The organism is Photobacterium aquimaris (assembly GCF_002954455.1).
GTDB classification, from domain to species: Bacteria; Pseudomonadota; Gammaproteobacteria; order Enterobacterales; family Vibrionaceae; genus Photobacterium; species Photobacterium aquimaris.
The window spans coordinates 1587577-1605463 of record NZ_MSCC01000001.1 but is presented as its reverse complement, the minus strand read 5'-3'; the positions used below and the strand labels follow the sequence as shown (position 1 = coordinate 1605463).

15 protein-coding genes are annotated in these 17887 nt (G+C 39.0%); 4 read left to right on the top strand and 11 right to left on the bottom strand.

Annotated elements, in window-relative coordinates:
- Window positions 1-29: 29 nt before the first annotated feature.
- Complete coding sequence (locus tag BTN98_RS07115; RefSeq protein WP_060999608.1) at window positions 30-497, bottom strand: RNA methyltransferase; 468 nt, start codon at window positions 495-497, stop codon at window positions 30-32.
- Between the two features lie 124 nt (window positions 498-621).
- Entirely contained in the window at window positions 622-957 is a 336-nt protein-coding gene (locus BTN98_RS07110) for a PBPRA1643 family SWIM/SEC-C metal-binding motif protein (protein WP_060999606.1), read from the bottom strand.
- Window positions 958-1574: 617 nt separating this feature from the next.
- Between BTN98_RS07110 and zwf the strand changes: the two genes are divergently transcribed.
- Genes zwf through gnd form a run of 3 tightly spaced genes read left to right on the top strand, consistent with a single transcriptional unit; the run spans window position 1575 to window position 5252 of the window.
- Window positions 1575-3074, top strand: a complete 1500-nt coding sequence (gene zwf, locus BTN98_RS07105) for a glucose-6-phosphate dehydrogenase (RefSeq protein WP_060999604.1) — start codon at window positions 1575-1577, stop codon at window positions 3072-3074.
- A gap of 2 nt (window positions 3075-3076) precedes the next feature.
- Window positions 3077-3802 (top strand): 6-phosphogluconolactonase, encoded by a 726-nt coding sequence (gene pgl / locus BTN98_RS07100; protein ID WP_060999602.1) that lies wholly within the window; start codon window positions 3077-3079, stop codon window positions 3800-3802.
- A 1-nt stretch (window position 3803) separates the two neighbouring features.
- Window positions 3804-5252: a decarboxylating NADP(+)-dependent phosphogluconate dehydrogenase gene (gene gnd, locus BTN98_RS07095; protein ID WP_060999600.1), complete on the top strand. Its 1449-nt coding sequence runs from the start codon at window positions 3804-3806 to the stop codon at window positions 5250-5252.
- Window positions 5253-5330: 78 nt separating this feature from the next.
- Here gnd and BTN98_RS07090 read toward each other — a convergent pair whose 3' ends face one another.
- From BTN98_RS07090 to BTN98_RS07060, 7 genes are all read right to left on the bottom strand, one after another.
- A complete protein-coding gene (locus tag BTN98_RS07090) occupies window positions 5331-5627 on the bottom strand; it encodes a hypothetical protein (RefSeq protein WP_060999598.1) in 297 nt (98 codons plus the stop codon).
- A gap of 286 nt (window positions 5628-5913) precedes the next feature.
- Window positions 5914-8382 carry a trimethylamine-N-oxide reductase TorA gene (torA, locus tag BTN98_RS07085; protein ID WP_060999596.1) on the bottom strand — a complete coding sequence of 823 codons (2469 nt, stop codon included), beginning with the start codon at window positions 8380-8382 and terminating at the stop codon, window positions 5914-5916.
- A 20-nt stretch (window positions 8383-8402) separates the two neighbouring features.
- A complete protein-coding gene (gene torC / locus BTN98_RS07080; protein WP_060999593.1) occupies window positions 8403-9581 on the bottom strand; it encodes a pentaheme c-type cytochrome TorC in 1179 nt (392 codons plus the stop codon).
- Window positions 9582-9624: 43 nt separating this feature from the next.
- Window positions 9625-9801 (bottom strand): trimethylamine N-oxide reductase system protein TorE, encoded by a 177-nt coding sequence (gene torE / locus BTN98_RS07075; RefSeq protein ID WP_036794120.1) that lies wholly within the window; start codon window positions 9799-9801, stop codon window positions 9625-9627.
- Window positions 9802-10273: 472 nt separating this feature from the next.
- The gene (locus BTN98_RS07070; RefSeq protein ID WP_060999591.1) at window positions 10274-11377 is read right to left on the bottom strand and encodes a phosphoribosylaminoimidazolesuccinocarboxamide synthase; all 1104 of its coding nucleotides are present in this window, start codon (window positions 11375-11377) and stop codon (window positions 10274-10276) included.
- Window positions 11378-11594: 217 nt separating this feature from the next.
- The gene (locus BTN98_RS07065; protein ID WP_060999588.1) at window positions 11595-12359 is read right to left on the bottom strand and encodes a metal-dependent hydrolase; all 765 of its coding nucleotides are present in this window, start codon (window positions 12357-12359) and stop codon (window positions 11595-11597) included.
- 223 nt (window positions 12360-12582) lie between these two features.
- A complete protein-coding gene (locus BTN98_RS07060) occupies window positions 12583-13296 on the bottom strand; it encodes a DUF445 domain-containing protein (RefSeq protein ID WP_060999585.1) in 714 nt (237 codons plus the stop codon).
- Window positions 13297-13513: 217 nt separating this feature from the next.
- Between BTN98_RS07060 and BTN98_RS07055 the strand changes: the two genes are divergently transcribed.
- Window positions 13514-15829 (top strand): ATP-dependent helicase, encoded by a 2316-nt coding sequence (locus BTN98_RS07055; protein ID WP_060999583.1) that lies wholly within the window; start codon window positions 13514-13516, stop codon window positions 15827-15829.
- A gap of 3 nt (window positions 15830-15832) precedes the next feature.
- Here the strand turns inward: BTN98_RS07055 and BTN98_RS20275 are convergent, their stop codons facing one another.
- Window positions 15833-15976, bottom strand: coding sequence for a hypothetical protein (locus BTN98_RS20275; protein WP_162840645.1), 144 nt, complete (start codon window positions 15974-15976; stop codon window positions 15833-15835).
- Between the two features lie 303 nt (window positions 15977-16279).
- On the bottom strand, window positions 16280-17536 hold the full coding sequence (locus BTN98_RS07050) for a dicarboxylate/amino acid:cation symporter (protein WP_060999580.1): 1257 nt from the start codon (window positions 17534-17536) through the stop codon (window positions 16280-16282).
- Between the last annotated feature and the right edge of the window lie 351 nt (window positions 17537-17887).

Here is a 17887-nt window from a genome sequence, read left to right as displayed (position 1 = left end):
TGAGTTGCAGTGGTTTTTAAAGAGCAGGGTTATTTATGATTAGAAAAATTATCACCCTTCGCTAAACGGTCATATAAAATTACATTGACTGCCGCAGCTAAATTCATACTGCCTTTGGTTGGAACATAAATTGTTTCACGACAAAAATCAGTAATATCTTTTTTTAATGTACCGTCTTCAGGGCCAAAAATATAAAAAGCTCGTTTAGGGTGTTTATATTCAGGTAATGGCTTTGCATCATCGATAAGATCGACGGCAACAGGTACGCAACCAACAGGAATGATTGCTTTTAAATCTTCAACGCCAATTAAAGGAATATTAAGCGCTGCATTTTTGGTGTCAGTACAAAATTGTGCTGCGTGATCATAGCGAGTGCCAGTATAAAAGACAGAGTTAACACCATAACATCCCGCTGCACGCATAACAGATCCGACATTTTCAGGTGTTTTAGGGTTAAAAAGGCCTACGCAAGCGTATCCCTGACTTTTTTTGCTCATATTTATATCTACTTTTGAATTTTATACAGGAATTTATACTTAATAGTGATATTTCACTGTCAGTATAATGATTTAGGAGAGAATAAAAACAGGAACTCAGGCCCCTGTTTTGTTATTAGGAAAATTATTTACCGCAGCATTTTTTGTATTTGTTACCGCTACCACATGAGCAAGGGTCATTACGATTAGGTGTTTTATCAAATACTGTAGTGACTGGTTTGTTTAATATTGCAGTAAGCTCGGTAATATCTTCTTCAGCATTAGCATCTACAGTAATTGTTGCAAATAGTTGTTCTACAGCTAGTTGTGCTTCTAATTGCTGTTGGCGTTCTTCTGTGTTCACAATCAATGTGAGAGGGTTGGTTTCCGTGCCAAGCTTATTCTCGCGCTTTGTGTTGTAGCCACAACTGCTGTGTTTTGGTTTTTTTTCGATGCGGCCTTTAAAGAAAAATTTAGACATGGGATAACCTGTTTGCTATGAAATATTAGCGCTGTCATTGTTGAATGAATGCACTTTATAACGAAAAAGCCACCAAAATAAAGGTGGCTGAAATTGCGGGCATAATAACCGCCATTGTGTTGCTTATCAAGCGTTGAGCTGATACTAGCATATAAAAATAAGTAGCCAATGTGCTTAAAAATGTAGCAAACAAGGTTTGATTTGTGGTTTGTATTCAAGTAATCGATTGCATTGGTTGAATTTTATATTCACACTAAAGCTGCATTAATCGACGCTATAGATTGATAGCGAATGGCTAAAAGGGATATTTTGAAGAAAAAATCTATCGGACTAATAGGTTTTTTCGTCTATCACTAAAGTCAATAATTGTTAACATACACAGTATTGAGAAGAGTAAACAGTAGCAAATTGTCTGGTATGTTAATGTATTAGCGATAAATGCCACAGATTAAATGCACTAATTAACTGAAATGAGAATTAAGATATAACAAAAATTTTCAATTTTTATCGCGAAAAATAGATACCAAATTGAAAATTACGGCATAATAATGCCCGTTATACCAAGCAATTGATTGCTGTACCAGATCGAATGATCTGTAAATAAATGGGAACATTACATGGTTAAACCAGAAAATAACGCAATTGTGATTTTTGGTGCGTCAGGCGATTTGACTCATCGTAAATTAATTCCTGCGTTCTATCACTTATACGCTAATGGTTTATTGCCGGAAGATTTTGCAATTTTAGGTGTTAGTCGTACGGCATATAGCGATCAGGATTTTCGTGATAAGCTTCGTTCTGCATTAGAAGAAAATGAAAAAACAGATGCAGCGACATTAACGAAGTTTTGTCAGCATTTATATTACCAAGCCTTAAACACTTCTGACGCTGAAGAATACGCAGTATTAAAGCAGCGCTTAGACATATTTAAAGATACCCACCATACTCGCGGTAATGCAGTCTTTTATCTTGCGACACCACCAAGTCTCTACGGTGTTATTCCTGAATGTCTTGCAGCTCATGGCCTTAACGATGAAGCTGATGGTTGGAAAAATCTGATCGTTGAAAAGCCATTCGGTTATGATCTTGCATCTGCAATTGCACTCGATAAGCAAATCCACGCGTGCTTCCAAGAGCATCAAATCTATCGTATTGACCATTACTTAGGCAAAGAAACAGTACAAAACTTATTAGTTTTCCGTTTTGCTAACGGTATGTTTGAACCATTGTGGAACCGTAACTTTATCGATTATGTAGAAATTACAGCATCTGAAGCATTAGGTGTTGAAGATCGAGGCGGTTATTACGATGGTGCAGGCGCTGTACGTGATATGTTCCAAAACCATTTATTGCAAGTATTAGCAATGGTAGGTATGGAATCACCTGCTGCAATCAATGCTGATTCTATTCGTGATGAAGTGGTTAAAGTGATGCAAAGCTTTAAACCTTTATCTGATGATGATTTACATAAAAACTTAGTCTTAGGTCAATATACTGAGTCTGATGTTCGTGGTAAACATCTTCCTGGTTACCGTCAAGAACACGGCGTTAATGATGAATCACGTACTGAAACATACGTTGGTATGAAGATGTTTATCGAGAACTGGCGTTGGAACGGTGTGCCGTTTTATGTCCGTACTGGTAAACGTTTACCAACTCGAGTTACAGAAGTTGTGATTCACTTTAAAAAGACCCCGCATCCAGTGTTTGGCGCTAATGCTCCAGAGAACAAATTAATCATTCGTATTCAACCGGATGAAGGTATTTTAATGAGCTTCGGCCTTAAAAAACCAGGTGCAGGTTTTGAGTCTCAAGAAGTGTCAATGGATTTCCATTACGACAAAATTGAGTCGCTTAATATGCTGACCGCTTACGAACGCTTGTTGCTTGACTGTATGAAGCAAGATGCGACCTTGTTTGCGCGTACTGATGCAGTAAAAGCCTGCTGGAAGTTTGTTCAGCCAATTCTTGACTATAAAGAACAACCTGAGCATTTATTTGGTTATGCGGCAGGAACGTGGGGACCTAAAGAAGCTGATGAATTACTATCAAATGATGGTCGTCAATGGCGTTTCCCATGTAAAAACTTGGCCAATACAGATTATTGTGAGTTATAAGCATGATTAACTATAAAGTGTTTGCGACTCCGCATGATGTTGTTGTATCTCTAGCTGAAACACTGCAAGCGATGAGCGTGCAAGATCATGCCGCACATATTTCATTATCAGGGGGAAGTACCCCAAAATTATTGTTTAAAGTATTAGCGCAAGCGCCTTTTGCTGACAATATTCAATGGAATAAGCTTCACTTCTGGTGGGGTGATGAGCGTTGTGTTGCTCCAACAGATACTGAAAGTAATTTTGGTGAAGCTAATGAATTGCTGTTTAAACATATTAGTATTCCAGCCGAAAATATTCACCGTATTCGTGGTGAAGCTGACGTTGAAGTTGAATGTGCGCGTTTTGCAGCAGAAATGGATGCAGTTATCCCGCATAAAAATGGCTTGCCTGCATTTGATTGGATTTTATTAGGTATGGGTGGCGACGGTCATACTGCGTCTTTATTTCCAAATCAAACCAATTTTGATGATCCTGCATTAGCAGTGATTGCGATTCAACCACAAAGTGGTCAACAGCGTATTTCAAAAACAGCACGTTTACTTGAAAATGCTGATCGTATTACTTACTTGGTGTTGGGTGAAAGTAAGGCAGAGGTATTACAACAAATAAATAGTACACCGGCGGAAGAGCTTGTTTATCCGGCGGCAAAAATTAAAGCCTCTCATGGCGAAACAGAATGGTATTTAGATGCAGCAGCAGCAAAACTGCTAGCACAAGGAGAATAATATGAAAGGCGATATCGGTGTAATTGGTTTAGCAGTTATGGGTCAAAACTTGATTCTTAATATGAATGACCATGGCTTTAAAGTTGTTGCGTTTAACCGTACTGTTTCTAAAGTAGAAGAGTTTCTAGAAGGTGCAGCAAAAGGCACTAACATTATTGGCGCAACGTCTCTTGAAGATCTAGTGGCTAAGCTAGAAGCACCACGTAAAGTGATGCTAATGGTACGTGCTGGTGATGTTGTTGATGCATTCATTGACCAACTAGTTCCGCTACTAGACAAAGGCGATATCATCATTGATGGTGGTAACTCAAACTACCCAGATACTAACCGTCGTGTTGCTGAGCTTGAAGCAAAAGGCATTTTATATGTAGGTTCAGGTGTTTCTGGTGGTGAAGAAGGTGCACGTTTTGGTCCTTCAATCATGCCTGGTGGTTCTGAAGCGGCATGGCCTGCAATCAAACCAATTTTCCAAGCAATCTCAGCAAAAACAGCTGCAGGTGAGCCTTGTTGTGATTGGGTAGGTAAAGATGGTGCTGGCCACTTCGTTAAAATGGTTCACAATGGCATCGAATACGGTGACATGCAGTTAATCAGCGAAGCATATCACTTTATGAAATCTGGTCTTGGTTTATCTCACGATGAGATGCAAGCGATTTTCCAAGAGTGGAATAAAACAGAATTAGATAGCTACTTAGTAGAGATCACAGCTGAAATTCTTGGTTATAAAGATGAAGATGGTCAACCATTAGTTGAGAAGATTCTAGATACTGCTGGCCAAAAAGGTACTGGTAAGTGGACAGGTATTAACGCACTTGATCTAGGTATTCCACTAACGCTAATTACAGAAGCTGTATTTGCGCGTTGTGTATCTTCAATGAAAGATCAACGTGTTGAAGCTGAAAGCCTATTTGGTAAAACAATTGCTAAGGTTGATGGTGATAAGCAAGTATGGGTTGACGCATTACGTCAAGCACTACTTGCATCTAAGATCATTTCTTATGCGCAAGGCTTTATGCTAATTCGTGAAGCTTCAGAAGAGTTTAATTGGGATCTAAACTACGGCAACGTAGCGCTAATGTGGCGTGGCGGTTGTATCATCCGTAGTGCATTCTTGGGTAATATTCGTGATGCATACGAAGCTAACCCAGAAATCAAATTCCTAGGTTCAGATACGTACTTCAAAGATATTCTACTAAGCAGCATGCCTGCATGGCGTAAGGTCGCATCAAAAGCGATGGAAATTGGTCTACCAATGCCAACAATGACATCGGCATTAACATTCCTTGATGGCTACACAACTGCAAGCCTTCCGGCGAATATGATCCAAGCGCAGCGTGACTACTTCGGTGCTCACACTTACGAGCGCGTTGATCAGCCTCGTGGTCAGTTCTTCCATACCAATTGGACTGGTACTGGCGGTGACACTGCTTCTACTACTTACGATGTGTAATTAGTAACCAATAAAGAGATTAAAGCCACTGTTCACGGTGGCTTTTTTTATGGGTTTTATAAGGCAAATAATCAACACTTAGCTTGCCATACGTTGGCAATATAATAATGCCCGTAGCTCCATATTTTCGGCTTCAAGGGCCACTATTTGCTTGTGTGCCTCTGTGCGCATATCTTCATTTGTTTTACGTGTTTTTTCAAAAATATCACTCAGTGCACTAAATAACTCTTCACCAGCAAGTAGCATCTCTTTCCCACTAATTTCAATATTATAAGAACGTAATAAATCACGCGCATAAGTGGTTAGATCACCTTTTGCTCGACCTATTTGTTTGTCAATTAATGGGCAAGTATGGGGATAAGAAAAGCCTGACATAGTATGTACCTTTTAAATCAAATATCTATAAAATAAAATTGTTATAAACCTCCATGCCTACAAGTTAATTTTCGCTTACAGATGATAATTGATCAACACGTGCACAATAAGTTTGACAAAAAATAAACAAATGTCTCTTTTTTGATACACTTATTCAATAATATAATTGCTAGTGCGGTTTTAATTGATGTTGATGATTGCAAATTACGATTATTTTTTGTCACAAAAAAAGCCCCCGTATCGATTAAGAGTACGAGAGCTTAAATATCACGCTAAGATTATGTGATTAACTTACTTCAATAGGGCCACCAAAGGCTGTTACTGGTGGTAACTCGCCTTTGAATTTCTCAATGCTTACCAAACAGGTTTGGGCACTGGTTGCCTGAGCTAATTCCGAGGTTGGAATGTCCATGGTTAATGTATTTGGGTCACCATAGGTATCAATAGAGCCCACCTTTTCATTTAATGGCCCATACCATGCACCTTCTTCGATACGTACCACACCTTGTGGATAGCTATCTGTAAGCACTGCACCAGCAAGTAACTGACCACGGTCATTAAATACCCGTACTACATCGCCGTCTTTAATGCCTTTCGTTGCTGCATCTTTGGGGTTGATGTAGACAGGCTCACGACCTTGAACGGCATAAGTTGCTCGGAATTCATCTGATTCACACATTTGTGAGTGTAAACGCTTATCGGGGTGGCACGATTGCATCCAGAATGGGTGTTTATCAGAACCTGGGCCACCATGAGAACGTTCTGTCTTTTCAAACCACATTGGGTGGCCTTGGCAGTGTTCATAACCATAACGGGCAATTTTACGACTTGATATTTCAATGAAACCTGATGGCGTACCAAGTGCATTGATTTCAGGATCTTGACGGAAATCCGCATGGCGAACCCAAGGTTTACCAGTACCAAAATCTAAAAATCCTTGTTGCCAGAATACATCAAATTCAGGCATATCGAATTTGCCAGCGTTAGCTTTACGGCAATCGTTATACAGCATTTGAACCCATTGCATTTCGTCCATGCCACGGGTGTATTCATTGTTTTTACCAAAGCGACGTGATAATTCAGTGAAAATATCAAAGTCAGTTTTTGATTGGTATAATGGATCCACCAATTTTTGCATCGCAATTAAACCGCGACCACTGTATGAGCCCATAACGTCAATGTCGTTACGTTCAAACTGAGTACAAGCAGGTAACACGATATCAGAGAAGCGACAAGTTGCTGTCCATGCAAAATCAATCGTTACCACGGTTTGTAATTTTTGGAACGCTTGCTTCATGCGGTTACGATCTTGATGGTGATGCCAAGGATTGTTACCACTTATCACCATCATTTTGTAATCTGGCAGAATGACTTTAGAGCCGTTGTACTTAATTTCTTTGCCGGGTTCTAAAATACAGTCAACGAAGCGTGCAACAGGGATAGTACGACTGTAACCGTTAAAGTCATTGTTATCCCATTTAGGTTTTTGACCTTCATCGACGTTACGTGGAAAGCCGCCTGGTGCTGCAAAACCTGTTGATGGTACGCCAATACCAGAGTAGTGGTGACCATAAGAGATACCACCACCAGGTAAACCAATTTGGCCAACCATCGCTGCAATAACCGCACCCATCCAGTAAGGTTGCTCACCGTGTTCTTGACGCTGAATACACCAACCAAATAGAATTTGAGTGCGCTCTTTAACCAGCATTCGAGCAAATTCACGAATTTGGTCAGCGGGCACGCCACAAATTTCTGCAGCCCATTCTGGTGTTTTTTCAACCTTGTCTTTGGTTTCACCTGTTACGTAACCAATGAACTCATCAAAGCCCAAGCAATACATCTTGATGAATTCTTTATCATAAAGATTCTCAGTGTAAAGCGTGTGCGCTACCCCTAACATAAAAGGCACATCAGTTTGTGGGTGAATGTATAGATGGGTGTTTTCTAAGAAACGTTGAGTCTTGTTTTTAACCGGATCAACCGAAATAACATTGATCTCACCTTTTGCCACTTTTTCTTTAAGCTGTGCAAGGTAAGGGTAGGACTCATGGGTTTCACAGTTCCAACCGACTTGGAGGTTTTTAACCGGATCGTTAGCCCATAAAATAATGTTCTTACTGTTGTCTAGAATTTCAGACCATGATGTACCTTGAGCATACACTTCAGTCGAACCTAACACGTAAGGCATGATGGTTTGACCTGCACCTGTTGAATAGTCGCCAACTTTGGTGATGTAATTACCATGCATACCGACAGCACGTTGCATATGACTAGTACAGCTATGAAATTGACCGGTTTGGCGCCAGCCAGTTTGACCTGCGTGTAGCGCCCATGGACCATAGTCTTTTTGAATACGTTCAAGTTCACGGTAGAACAAATCTAATGCTTCATCCCATGTTACGCGGACAAAGCGATTATTACCGCGAGTTTCGCCGCTGAACTTGTGCTTTTTAAGCCAGTCTAGACGCACCATTGGGTAACGTACACGTGATGGATTATAGATAATTCCTTTGATGCCTTTTAGCATTTCGGTTGGGTTTTTATCTATTTCAATCGCTTCAATCTGTTGTACTTTACCAGCATAAATTTGAGCGCGGAAAGCCCCCCAGTGAGAGCCAGAATAGCGCCATGTACCTTGACCAATTTGATCGTCTGCAAACACTTTTGATGATGCGAGTAGGCTTGGGCCAATAACAGTCGCTGCACTTGTTGTTGCAAGACCTTTAAGAAAACTTCTTCTTGATACAGACATAGTATTTACTCCATCAATGCTTAGTGTTGGCCATTAGAAAAATCAGAAGAATGTTTCTGTAGATACTTCAAAACAATCGCTTCACTATCACGGTCAAAGTTTACAAATGCCAACATACCGTTAAACATACCTGGCCAGGTATTGGCATCAAAATGGCCTTCAGCTGGTTGGGTATGACAAACAGAACAGTTGGTGGTGTAAGCTGTTTTTGCTTGTGCCCATACTGGTGTGATGTCATTGACTAATGAATCTTTAGGCATCCACACCTTTGCTGTTACACGCTGCCAAGGAAGACCAGTTAAGTCATCAATTTTCTGTTCGTATTTATCAACAACTTTGCCGTTTTGTGCAGATTCTTTTAATAGAGAAGCAACAGGAATATTCATTCCAAAGTCTTCCTGAATCACACGACCATAGCCTTTATCTTTACGCCACCCAGCAATTTCAACTTCAATGGCATCATCTGTTTCATCAATGACTTTTACACCAGAGGCTGGATTTAGAATACCGGCCTCAACTTTCATCGCCTTGTCTTCATAAACGGGTAAGAAACGCACACTGTAAATCTGTTCGCCTTTGCTGTAGTTAGTACCGTGTGACAGCTGTACTAACTCTGAAATCATGCCACCGCTGGTGTCCATATCTTTTGGTAAGTGGTGAGCAATACCTTTATGGCAATCTACACAGCTTTGATCACGCTCTGCGGCATTTTTCATTTGTACGCGAGCAACAGGTGACATTTTTTCAAAGTCCATGCCTTTATAATCGTGACAATCACGACATTCCTGTGACCCATTGGCTTTAAAACGCTCCCATTCATGCTGAGCGAGCACGATACGACGATCTTCAAACTTTTCGGGAGTGTCGATAAAACCAGCAAAGTGAGCAAATACTTCTTTACTTGCTTGAATTTTACGAGAAATTTTATCAGTCCAATCATGGGGTACATGACAATCAGGACATGTAGCTCTAACACCTGAGCGGTTTTTATCATGAATAGTATTAACGTATTCAGGTACGACATTGTCAGCATGACAGCTTACACAGAATTCTTCGGTATTAGTTTTTTCAAGTGCAGTATTAAACCCGCCCCAGAAAATAATACCTGCAACAAAACCACCGAGCGTGAGCACTCCGAGGCTAATATGAACACTTGGACGTGATAGGGTTAGCCAAGCTTTTTTCAAAAATGCTTTCATTATTGTTTCTCTTTATATGATGCTTGCAGCGTAAAGTAGGGAATCAACCACCGTGACCGGGAGGGCCAAAGACAAACAATTGCAACATCCATACGGTGAAGCCATAACCACCAACGAAAATGACGCTTAAAATAGGGAAAAGAAAAATTGTAATAAAAAGGAACATTTTCCATTCGCGGCTGCGTGTTTTCTTGGCAGTAGGATCAGTAATACTGCTCATAAAACCTCCTGAGATTGTTAAATGTAAAAAATGAGTTTTTATAAATATTTATATCAATTCTAATTGCAATGTGATCATAAAGTAGACTGCTGTATTTATTCAATTAATAAATGCATTATTTTACAGCTCAAATGGCATTTTTTTGACATTAACATTAATTATTAACAGTAAAAATAACAGTGTGAAAGTTAATGAAATTATAAGTGTGATTGTTTATTTTTGGGGTGGTTTTTGGTGGCTTTTAATGTTGTGGTATTGTTTTCTTTTTGAGTGTTAATGTTGGTTTTTGATTGGGTGTTTGTTGGTTATATTTCTGTGGCGTTGTAATTTGGGGTGGGAGAGTTATTTGATAGCGGAATTATGTAAATAAAAAAGCCGATTAAACAATAATGACAAGGGAAATATGAATAGAATATTAGTATTAGAACAAGAGAGCTATGACGCACAGGTGGCATAGCCCTCTATAAAAACATTAATCAATAAGCTGATATTGATGACGTAAAATATCAATGATTTCTGCTTTAGGATCTTGGCTTAAGACAATCGCATTACCTGTAATTTTTTCTGCAATACCTGTATATATTTTAGATATTTGCATTAACACTTCTTGAGGCAATGCATTATTTTTCGCTAATGCAAAGCGTTCAGGCATCCGTTCTTTATTTAATAAAATATCAGGATCTGGGAAATAATTTAATAATACTTGGCGAAAATCTTCTTTTGAGTTTTCAATGATCTGTCCGTCACGATATGCCGCGCCATCCCAAATACGTGATGAATCTGGTGTACCGACTTCATCCATATAAATTAGCTTTTCGTCACCGTTAGCATCAGTAACATAACCAAACTCAAATTTAGTATCGACAAAAATTTGGTCTAAATTAGCTAATTCGTTACTAATGACATTAAAGCCATCGGCCAATAGTTTTTCGTAGACACCAATATCATTGGGATTACGGAAATTAAAAGCTTGGTAATTATCGATTAAGTCTTTACGAGTGATATTAACATCATCAGCTTCAGGAACATTTGGAATGCCTCTGAGAATACCTTTGGTTGATGGCGTCATCAGTAGTTGGGGAAGTTTTTGATCTTTTTCTAGACCTTCAGGTAATTCAATCCCACAAAAATCACGTTCACCGTTGCTATATGCTCGCCACATAGAGCCAGTGATGTATTGACGACAAATAGCTTCAACCATCACAGGTTTTGCTTTTTGTACTATCCAGACAAATGGATGAGGGATATCAAGAATATGGCTATCAGCTAATCCATTATCTTTAAATAGTTTAAACCAATGGTTTGAGATTGCATTGAGTGCAGCACCTTTACCTGGAACACCTTTTAAACCACCTTCACCATGCCAAATACAATCAAATGCAGAAATACGATCACTGATGATCATTATTGCTAAAGGAGCATCTGGTTGAACGTTGTAGCCTTTTTGTTGAATAAGACGACGGCTATCTGCTTCTGTTAACCAATAAACGGAGCGTACTTTTCCACTATGGACGGGTTTATCTGTACGGATGGGAAGGTCGTCATTGACGGCAAGAACTTGATTAGCAAGGCTCATGGTGAAATTCCTATTTCAAAATGATGGCATCGAAATACAGAGTGTTTAAGACAAAATGTCGCTTAATCACTCATCTTATTGGGCATAATACTAGGTTCATTGTTGGACTACCAGCAAAAAAGCAAACGATTGCCTTGGTGGTGCGTCATAATAAAACGTAAGTACAATAGTGGGGTATTGCACTTAACATGATGAGTAATGAGTTGATTAGAAGAAGTTAAAACCGTAGGTAAAAGGCATGCAAATCACGGGGTGTAATATAAAACATATGCAATAGCCAGTGTTTGGTGTCCTCAATATTGAACCAGACAGGTGTAAATTGAAAATGACTCCAATTTGTGAGCACTTGTAATGCGCCGTCATAACTAGGAGCGATATCAAACAGAATCACAATCGCAAGAACTTGCGCCAGGCTGATAAACGGTTTGGTAAAAGCAAACGGTTTGAGTGCTGTACCAAATGATGACTTTAAGCGTTTATTGGACAGATCGACGCTGTATATTTCATCTAATGCTAAATGAACGATACCGCCAAGTAGCACAAATCCGCCAGCTAACCAGCTATCGGTTGCGGTGTGACCAAGCAAGATACATATATGTAGGCAACATAAAGCAATAAGGGTGACAAATGCGATGGAATGACATGCGCCTCGATGTACGGTGCAGCGATCAAAAACAGTTTTGCCAAAATAACGAATTGTAATAAATAATGATACAACGTAAAGAATCAGTTCTAGCATTGCGACTTGGGTATAAATATGGCTGACAAGTATAAAACAGCAAAACCCAGCTAGCAGCGTGAATAAGGCTTTCATTGAGGTTGAATGGTCTGAATCTATGTCAGGTAATAGCCCACCAATGGTGCCAAAAAAGGTCATCCATAGTGCAATACTAGGGCTAATATGGTCTGCAGATAAAAGTGTGGTTGCTGTTAAACCACTAACAATTGCTGCAACCGTGAAATGGGTTGAGAAATTTGCCAAGAAAATGAATTCCAACTGGATACATATACAGGTAATTATCACTGTTGGTTATCATTATTCAACATTTATCACGATTTTGGTGTAATAAATGAAATTAATCGGATAAAAAAGAGCCATTTTAACGGTTATTGTCGAGATATAATGGAAGAGCCAAGTGTACGATTAAGAGTGCAGCGACAGCCGTATTGTCTATCGTAAACAATACGACTGATAACAATAAATATTAGCCTGTAATCAATGCTGAAATGATACCAATTACGCCACCAAACACACCGCCCCAAATCACTAGCCATCCAAGGTGTTCGCTGATCATTTTTTGAACCATTTCTTTAACCATTTTAGGGGTAAGCTCATTGAGACGTTGATCAATAATATCTTCGATAGTCCCCTCTATATCACCTAACGATTCCGGTTGGCTAAGTTGTTCTTTGAGTGCTTGTTTAAAGTTATCTTGCTGGCTGATATCGGTAACTGATTGTTGCATTTTTTCAATAAACGGTTCGCGTAATGGTTCCATTGCTTCTGTTCCCCCCATCATGGTGATCATGGCGCCAAATGATGAGTCCATGATCACATTCAATAATGAATCAAACGTCGGGGCAAAGTCGATCTTTTGAATGATAGGTTGCATATCTAATTGTGCAGGTCCAACATTACTTTGTTTTAAAAAGCGGCTGATATTTTGTTGAGTAAAAAACTGCTCCATCATTAATGCTTTTATTGCTGCTTTAAAGGCTTCAAAGCGGGCAGGGATAACGCCTGAACCATATAAGCCAGGGACTTTTTCAAACAACATATAAATAGCAAGCCAGTTGGTTAATGCACCTGAAAAGGCAAATAAACCACAGTAAAGAATAATGTGGTTGTTGCTGATATAACCAATGAATAAAAGTAGTAGCGAAAGGGCATTGGTCATGAAACTTTTGTTTTTTAACATGTGGTAATTCTTAGTCGTTATAACACCGAGAGATACGGTCATTGGGTCAGGAAATAGCATGTTGCCATTTATAATTAGCCAAATTCTAACAGATAGAAATAGACCTACGCTACATTTGTGTTTGCGATGCTAATAGCGGCTATACGATTTAAACTTCAGATAGCAATTGTTATACTCGCTCGCTATGCATTTATTGTCTACTGAGTATTGTTAATTAATGACCCGTTTTACAGCTGAACAAACTGCTTTTATTCATCATCAGACAGGTAATGCGCTATGTGTAGCGGGTGCTGGAACGGGTAAAACAACCACATTAGTTGGTGTTGTTGAGCATAAATTACAGACGATAGCAGCTGAAAATATGCTGGTGCTAATGTTTAACCGTGATATTCGAACTGACTTTAAAGCCAAATTAGCTCACATACCGTTGGCTGAGCGGGTATCTGTGCATACTTTTCACAGCTTTTGTTTTCAACTACTGAGACAATCCGGTTATTTATCTGCGACGGGTTACCAAATTGATTTTAATAATGGTGATAGCGATAAAACTATAGCTAAATTGGTATTGCGACAAATGGCTACTCAAGAAAAATCGTATCAAAAACAGCAGCAATTTAAAGATCCACGCACCATCGAATTACTGATGAGTTTTATTGGGTTGGTAAAAGCACACATGTTACCGCCAAAAGAAGTGTTTGAACTGTCTGAAATTAATAGTGAATATAAATTTATTATTGAAGCTTTTTGGAATTTTGAAACGGTTCGTAAAGAGCGTAAACAGCTATTTTTTGATGATTGGCTGGTTGAAACAATCCAATTGCTAAAAAACGATTCAGCGTTACAGAAGCATTATCATCAGCAGATTCAATTTATGATGGTTGATGAGTTCCAAGATATAAATACAGCCCAATACCAACTATTAAAATTATTGCTGTCGCCACAAGCACAATTAGTTGCTGTGGGCGATGTTGATCAATGTATTTATAAATGGCGCGGTAGTGCACCTCAATTTATGCTTAATTTTGAACAAGATTTTGCGCCAGCAACCACTTATAGTTTGTCACACACTTTTCGCTTCGGACATAGTTTAGCGTTAGCTGCTAGCCATTTGATTGCTAATAATAAGCAACGCTTTCATGACTTTCAGACTATTGCTCATGAATCCGTTGCTGATACGACTATTGAGGTTATCGGTACGGCACGTCAAGTCGGGGAAATTGCACAGTCAGCTGCTGATTTCATTGCGCAGGGTGGCCAACCAGAAGAAGTTGCTATTTTAGTCAGACGCTGGTCGCAAGCAATGTTATTTGAACTTGCTTTTTTAACCAAGAAAATACCTTATCACATGCCGATTGGTTCAGTGCTAACCCATAGCCGTGAAGTTAAGTTACTTATGGATATTATGGTATTAGCGACAGGGCGCTTTTTGACGTTAGCTAATAATGACCAAGCTAATTTGTTGTTTAATTTATTATCATTCCCACATTGTTATGTGCCGAATAAAAGCTTACGCCCTTTGTGTGAGGCTCTAGCGCAACGACCAAGCTCTGAATGGTTGGCTGTTATAAAACAAACTCAAAAAATTCAACCGATATTAAACCTAGAAACGTTTACAGATAGGATTGAGTTATTGCTAATGTTACAACGTAAAGGCAATTTTAAAGCATTAGCTGTTTATAAGCAGTATCGACGTGATAGTGAATTAGATACTTGGATTTGGAAAACAGAAGCAACGGCAACGGAAATAGAAGAGGCGGTTGAGCGCTTAGACAGTGTTGAAACTGTGCTTGAATCGATGGATCAAAACTGTGAAAAAGCATTGCAGTATTTTGAATATTATACTCAACAATCAGCGGCTGAAAATCAGACTCAAAATAATAACAGTGTTCAATTAACCACGATATTTAGAGCCAAAGGCTGTGAGTATACGCAGGTTCATTTACCTTATTGGGATAAAGATGCTTTTCCTTATGTAAATCGGTCTGCATTGGGCATTTCTGCCGATACTGAAGAAGAACGTCGACTTGCCTATGTGGCAATAACACGCGCAAAACAGAGTGCGAAAATTTATTATACGGTCGAGAATACCAAAAAAGATCAGTATGTGCGTAAGGATAAAAATGCCAGTCAATTTATCATTGAATCAAAGGCTGATGTAGCGCAAGAAATTGGTCCGGTATTATATCAAGAGGGTGAATTACCGTATCATAAATCAGCTGTAGTGCAGGGCTATTATCGTCGATTAGCACGTTTTGATGATATGCAATTACCGCCTAAAGCTGTTTCTATTTCGTTGCCAGAGCCAAATGCGACTGGGGAAAGTGTATATAGCTATGAATGGGCGTTACAACAGCCTATGCCTGAGAATGCTGACAAGTTGGTTCGTAGTTTGGTACAAAAACCAATGAAGTATTTGGAAGTAGAAGTATCGCGTATTGTGCGTGAATTAAATCAAGCGGGCACGGCTAAGAAAAAGGTACTACTTAATCGTCTTATTGTGGTAGCGCGTGCCAAGGCGCGTAAATATAATTAACGCCTATAGATGATTACTAGCACGGTTAGCGCGAGACTCACGTTGACCTAAATTTTGTTGCATAGCAAAATCAAGTCGTTCGCGGAGCTGACGAGATTTAGTTTCGGCACTTTTAAATCCGAACGACTGTAATAATTTTTTGACCATAATTAAAACCTATTAATTTATAGATAAGGCAATCCACAACACCAAAACTACAGGGGAAGTCGTTGCCTTAAATTATTAGAGAATTAACATCGTCCTTGAGCTTCCAATGGCTCCATTATATCGCCTGTTGAGTAAACAGTACTTTTGTTGATATAAAGGATGTTAAAAATTTTAACGACAACAATTAGTTACTTAAAATAATTGTTGTCATTATGTATAGATTCTATGACGGGGTTAAATGAGAGTCAAAGCAATATTTGGTCGTTACTCAATAACACGATAACATGCTAAAAAAGGCCTAGATCACACTTTTGTTGACTGGTTTTGCCATTTATCGACAACTAACGCGGCGATTAGGTCTCCCTCAACATTGACGGCTGTGCGGAAAGTATCCAGTGGCCTTTCAATAATGAGCAATATCGCAATAGCTTCGAGCGGAATACCGACTGCAAGCAATACAAGTTGCATGCCGGACATTGATCCTGATGGCATACCTGGTGCGCCAATAGATGACACCATTGCCATAATAAAAATCATAATAAGCCCTGATGTCCCAAGCTCAATACCATAGAGTTGAGCCAGAAAAATAGCAGCAACCCCTTCAAATAGTGCTGTACCATCCATATTCATAATAGAGCCTAGTGGCAATACCATACTGCTGGTGGGTTGCGATATATTTAAATCTTCTTGTGCTGTTTGCAATGACAGTGGCAGTGTCGCAGAGCTTGATGAAGTTGCAAATGCCATAGCCATTGGCGCTGATAATGCGCGAAATAAGGTAGAATATTTAATACCAGTAAACATTTTAGCAAGCAACGGTAATACAATTCCGCCATGTACTAATGTTAATGAAAAGACTAATAAAGCAAACAGTGCTAATTCGCCAAAAATACTATTGCCACTTTGAGCGGTAAATTGAAATACAATCGCAAATACAGCTAACGGTGCTAATTTTATTACCGCAGAGACAACACGATTAATTGCAATGTTAAGTCCTGAAATAAGATCAAAAATAGCATGTTTAGGCGGTAAGCTTGCTAATAATGCGATACCAAGTAATAGGGCAAAAACAACAATCGCCAATAAGTTTGTGGTTGCGAGTGCTTGAAAAGGATTCACCAAGGCCATGTTAAATAATTTTTCTGCAATAGCACCACCAGAAGAAGAACTATTATCAATCAATTGAACATGACTACCGACAGTGACTTGTGCAGTATCAATTAAATGTGGCCATTTAGGAATTGCCAGAGATACCCCTAAGCCTAAGCTAATTGCAAGTGTTGAGGTTAGGCTATAAAAGGCAATTGTTTTATAGCCTAATGTTTTTAAACGTGATGTTGAGCCAATGCTAGTGATACCTTGTAATAAGGACAATAATACCACCACTCCAACCAGCATTTTGAGTAGGCCGATATAAGTCGTTTTTGTTAGCATTAATAATTTAAATGTAGTTGATTGCTCAAAGCCTGCATGTAATGGTAATAAAGAGGCAAGACTCCATGCAAATAGAGCTGCAACCATTAATTGCAAAGGTAACGATTTGAATAGACGACGGTTCATGAAAAAGGTCTCTGTTCGGTGTTCGTTTCGTAACGAGAATATAAAAAGGAGAACTTGGGATTAAAGTCTTATTAATAATTAGAGTGCCTAATCCAAGAAATGAAATAAATATTATTATGTATATAAATAAAAAACGCTCTGACAGAAATGCCAGAGCGTGGCAAATGCCATTCTCAATTAACGATGATTTAGATATGTATTCAAATAGGGTATAAGTAAAATTAAATATTATATCGTTAATGAGTTAAGTGCTAATCCATCAGCTTATGGTATTGAACAAGTGAACATAAGGAGTAAAATTCTCAACGTATATTGCTATACGTTGAGAATAGTGCCGATTAAGGCTGATAA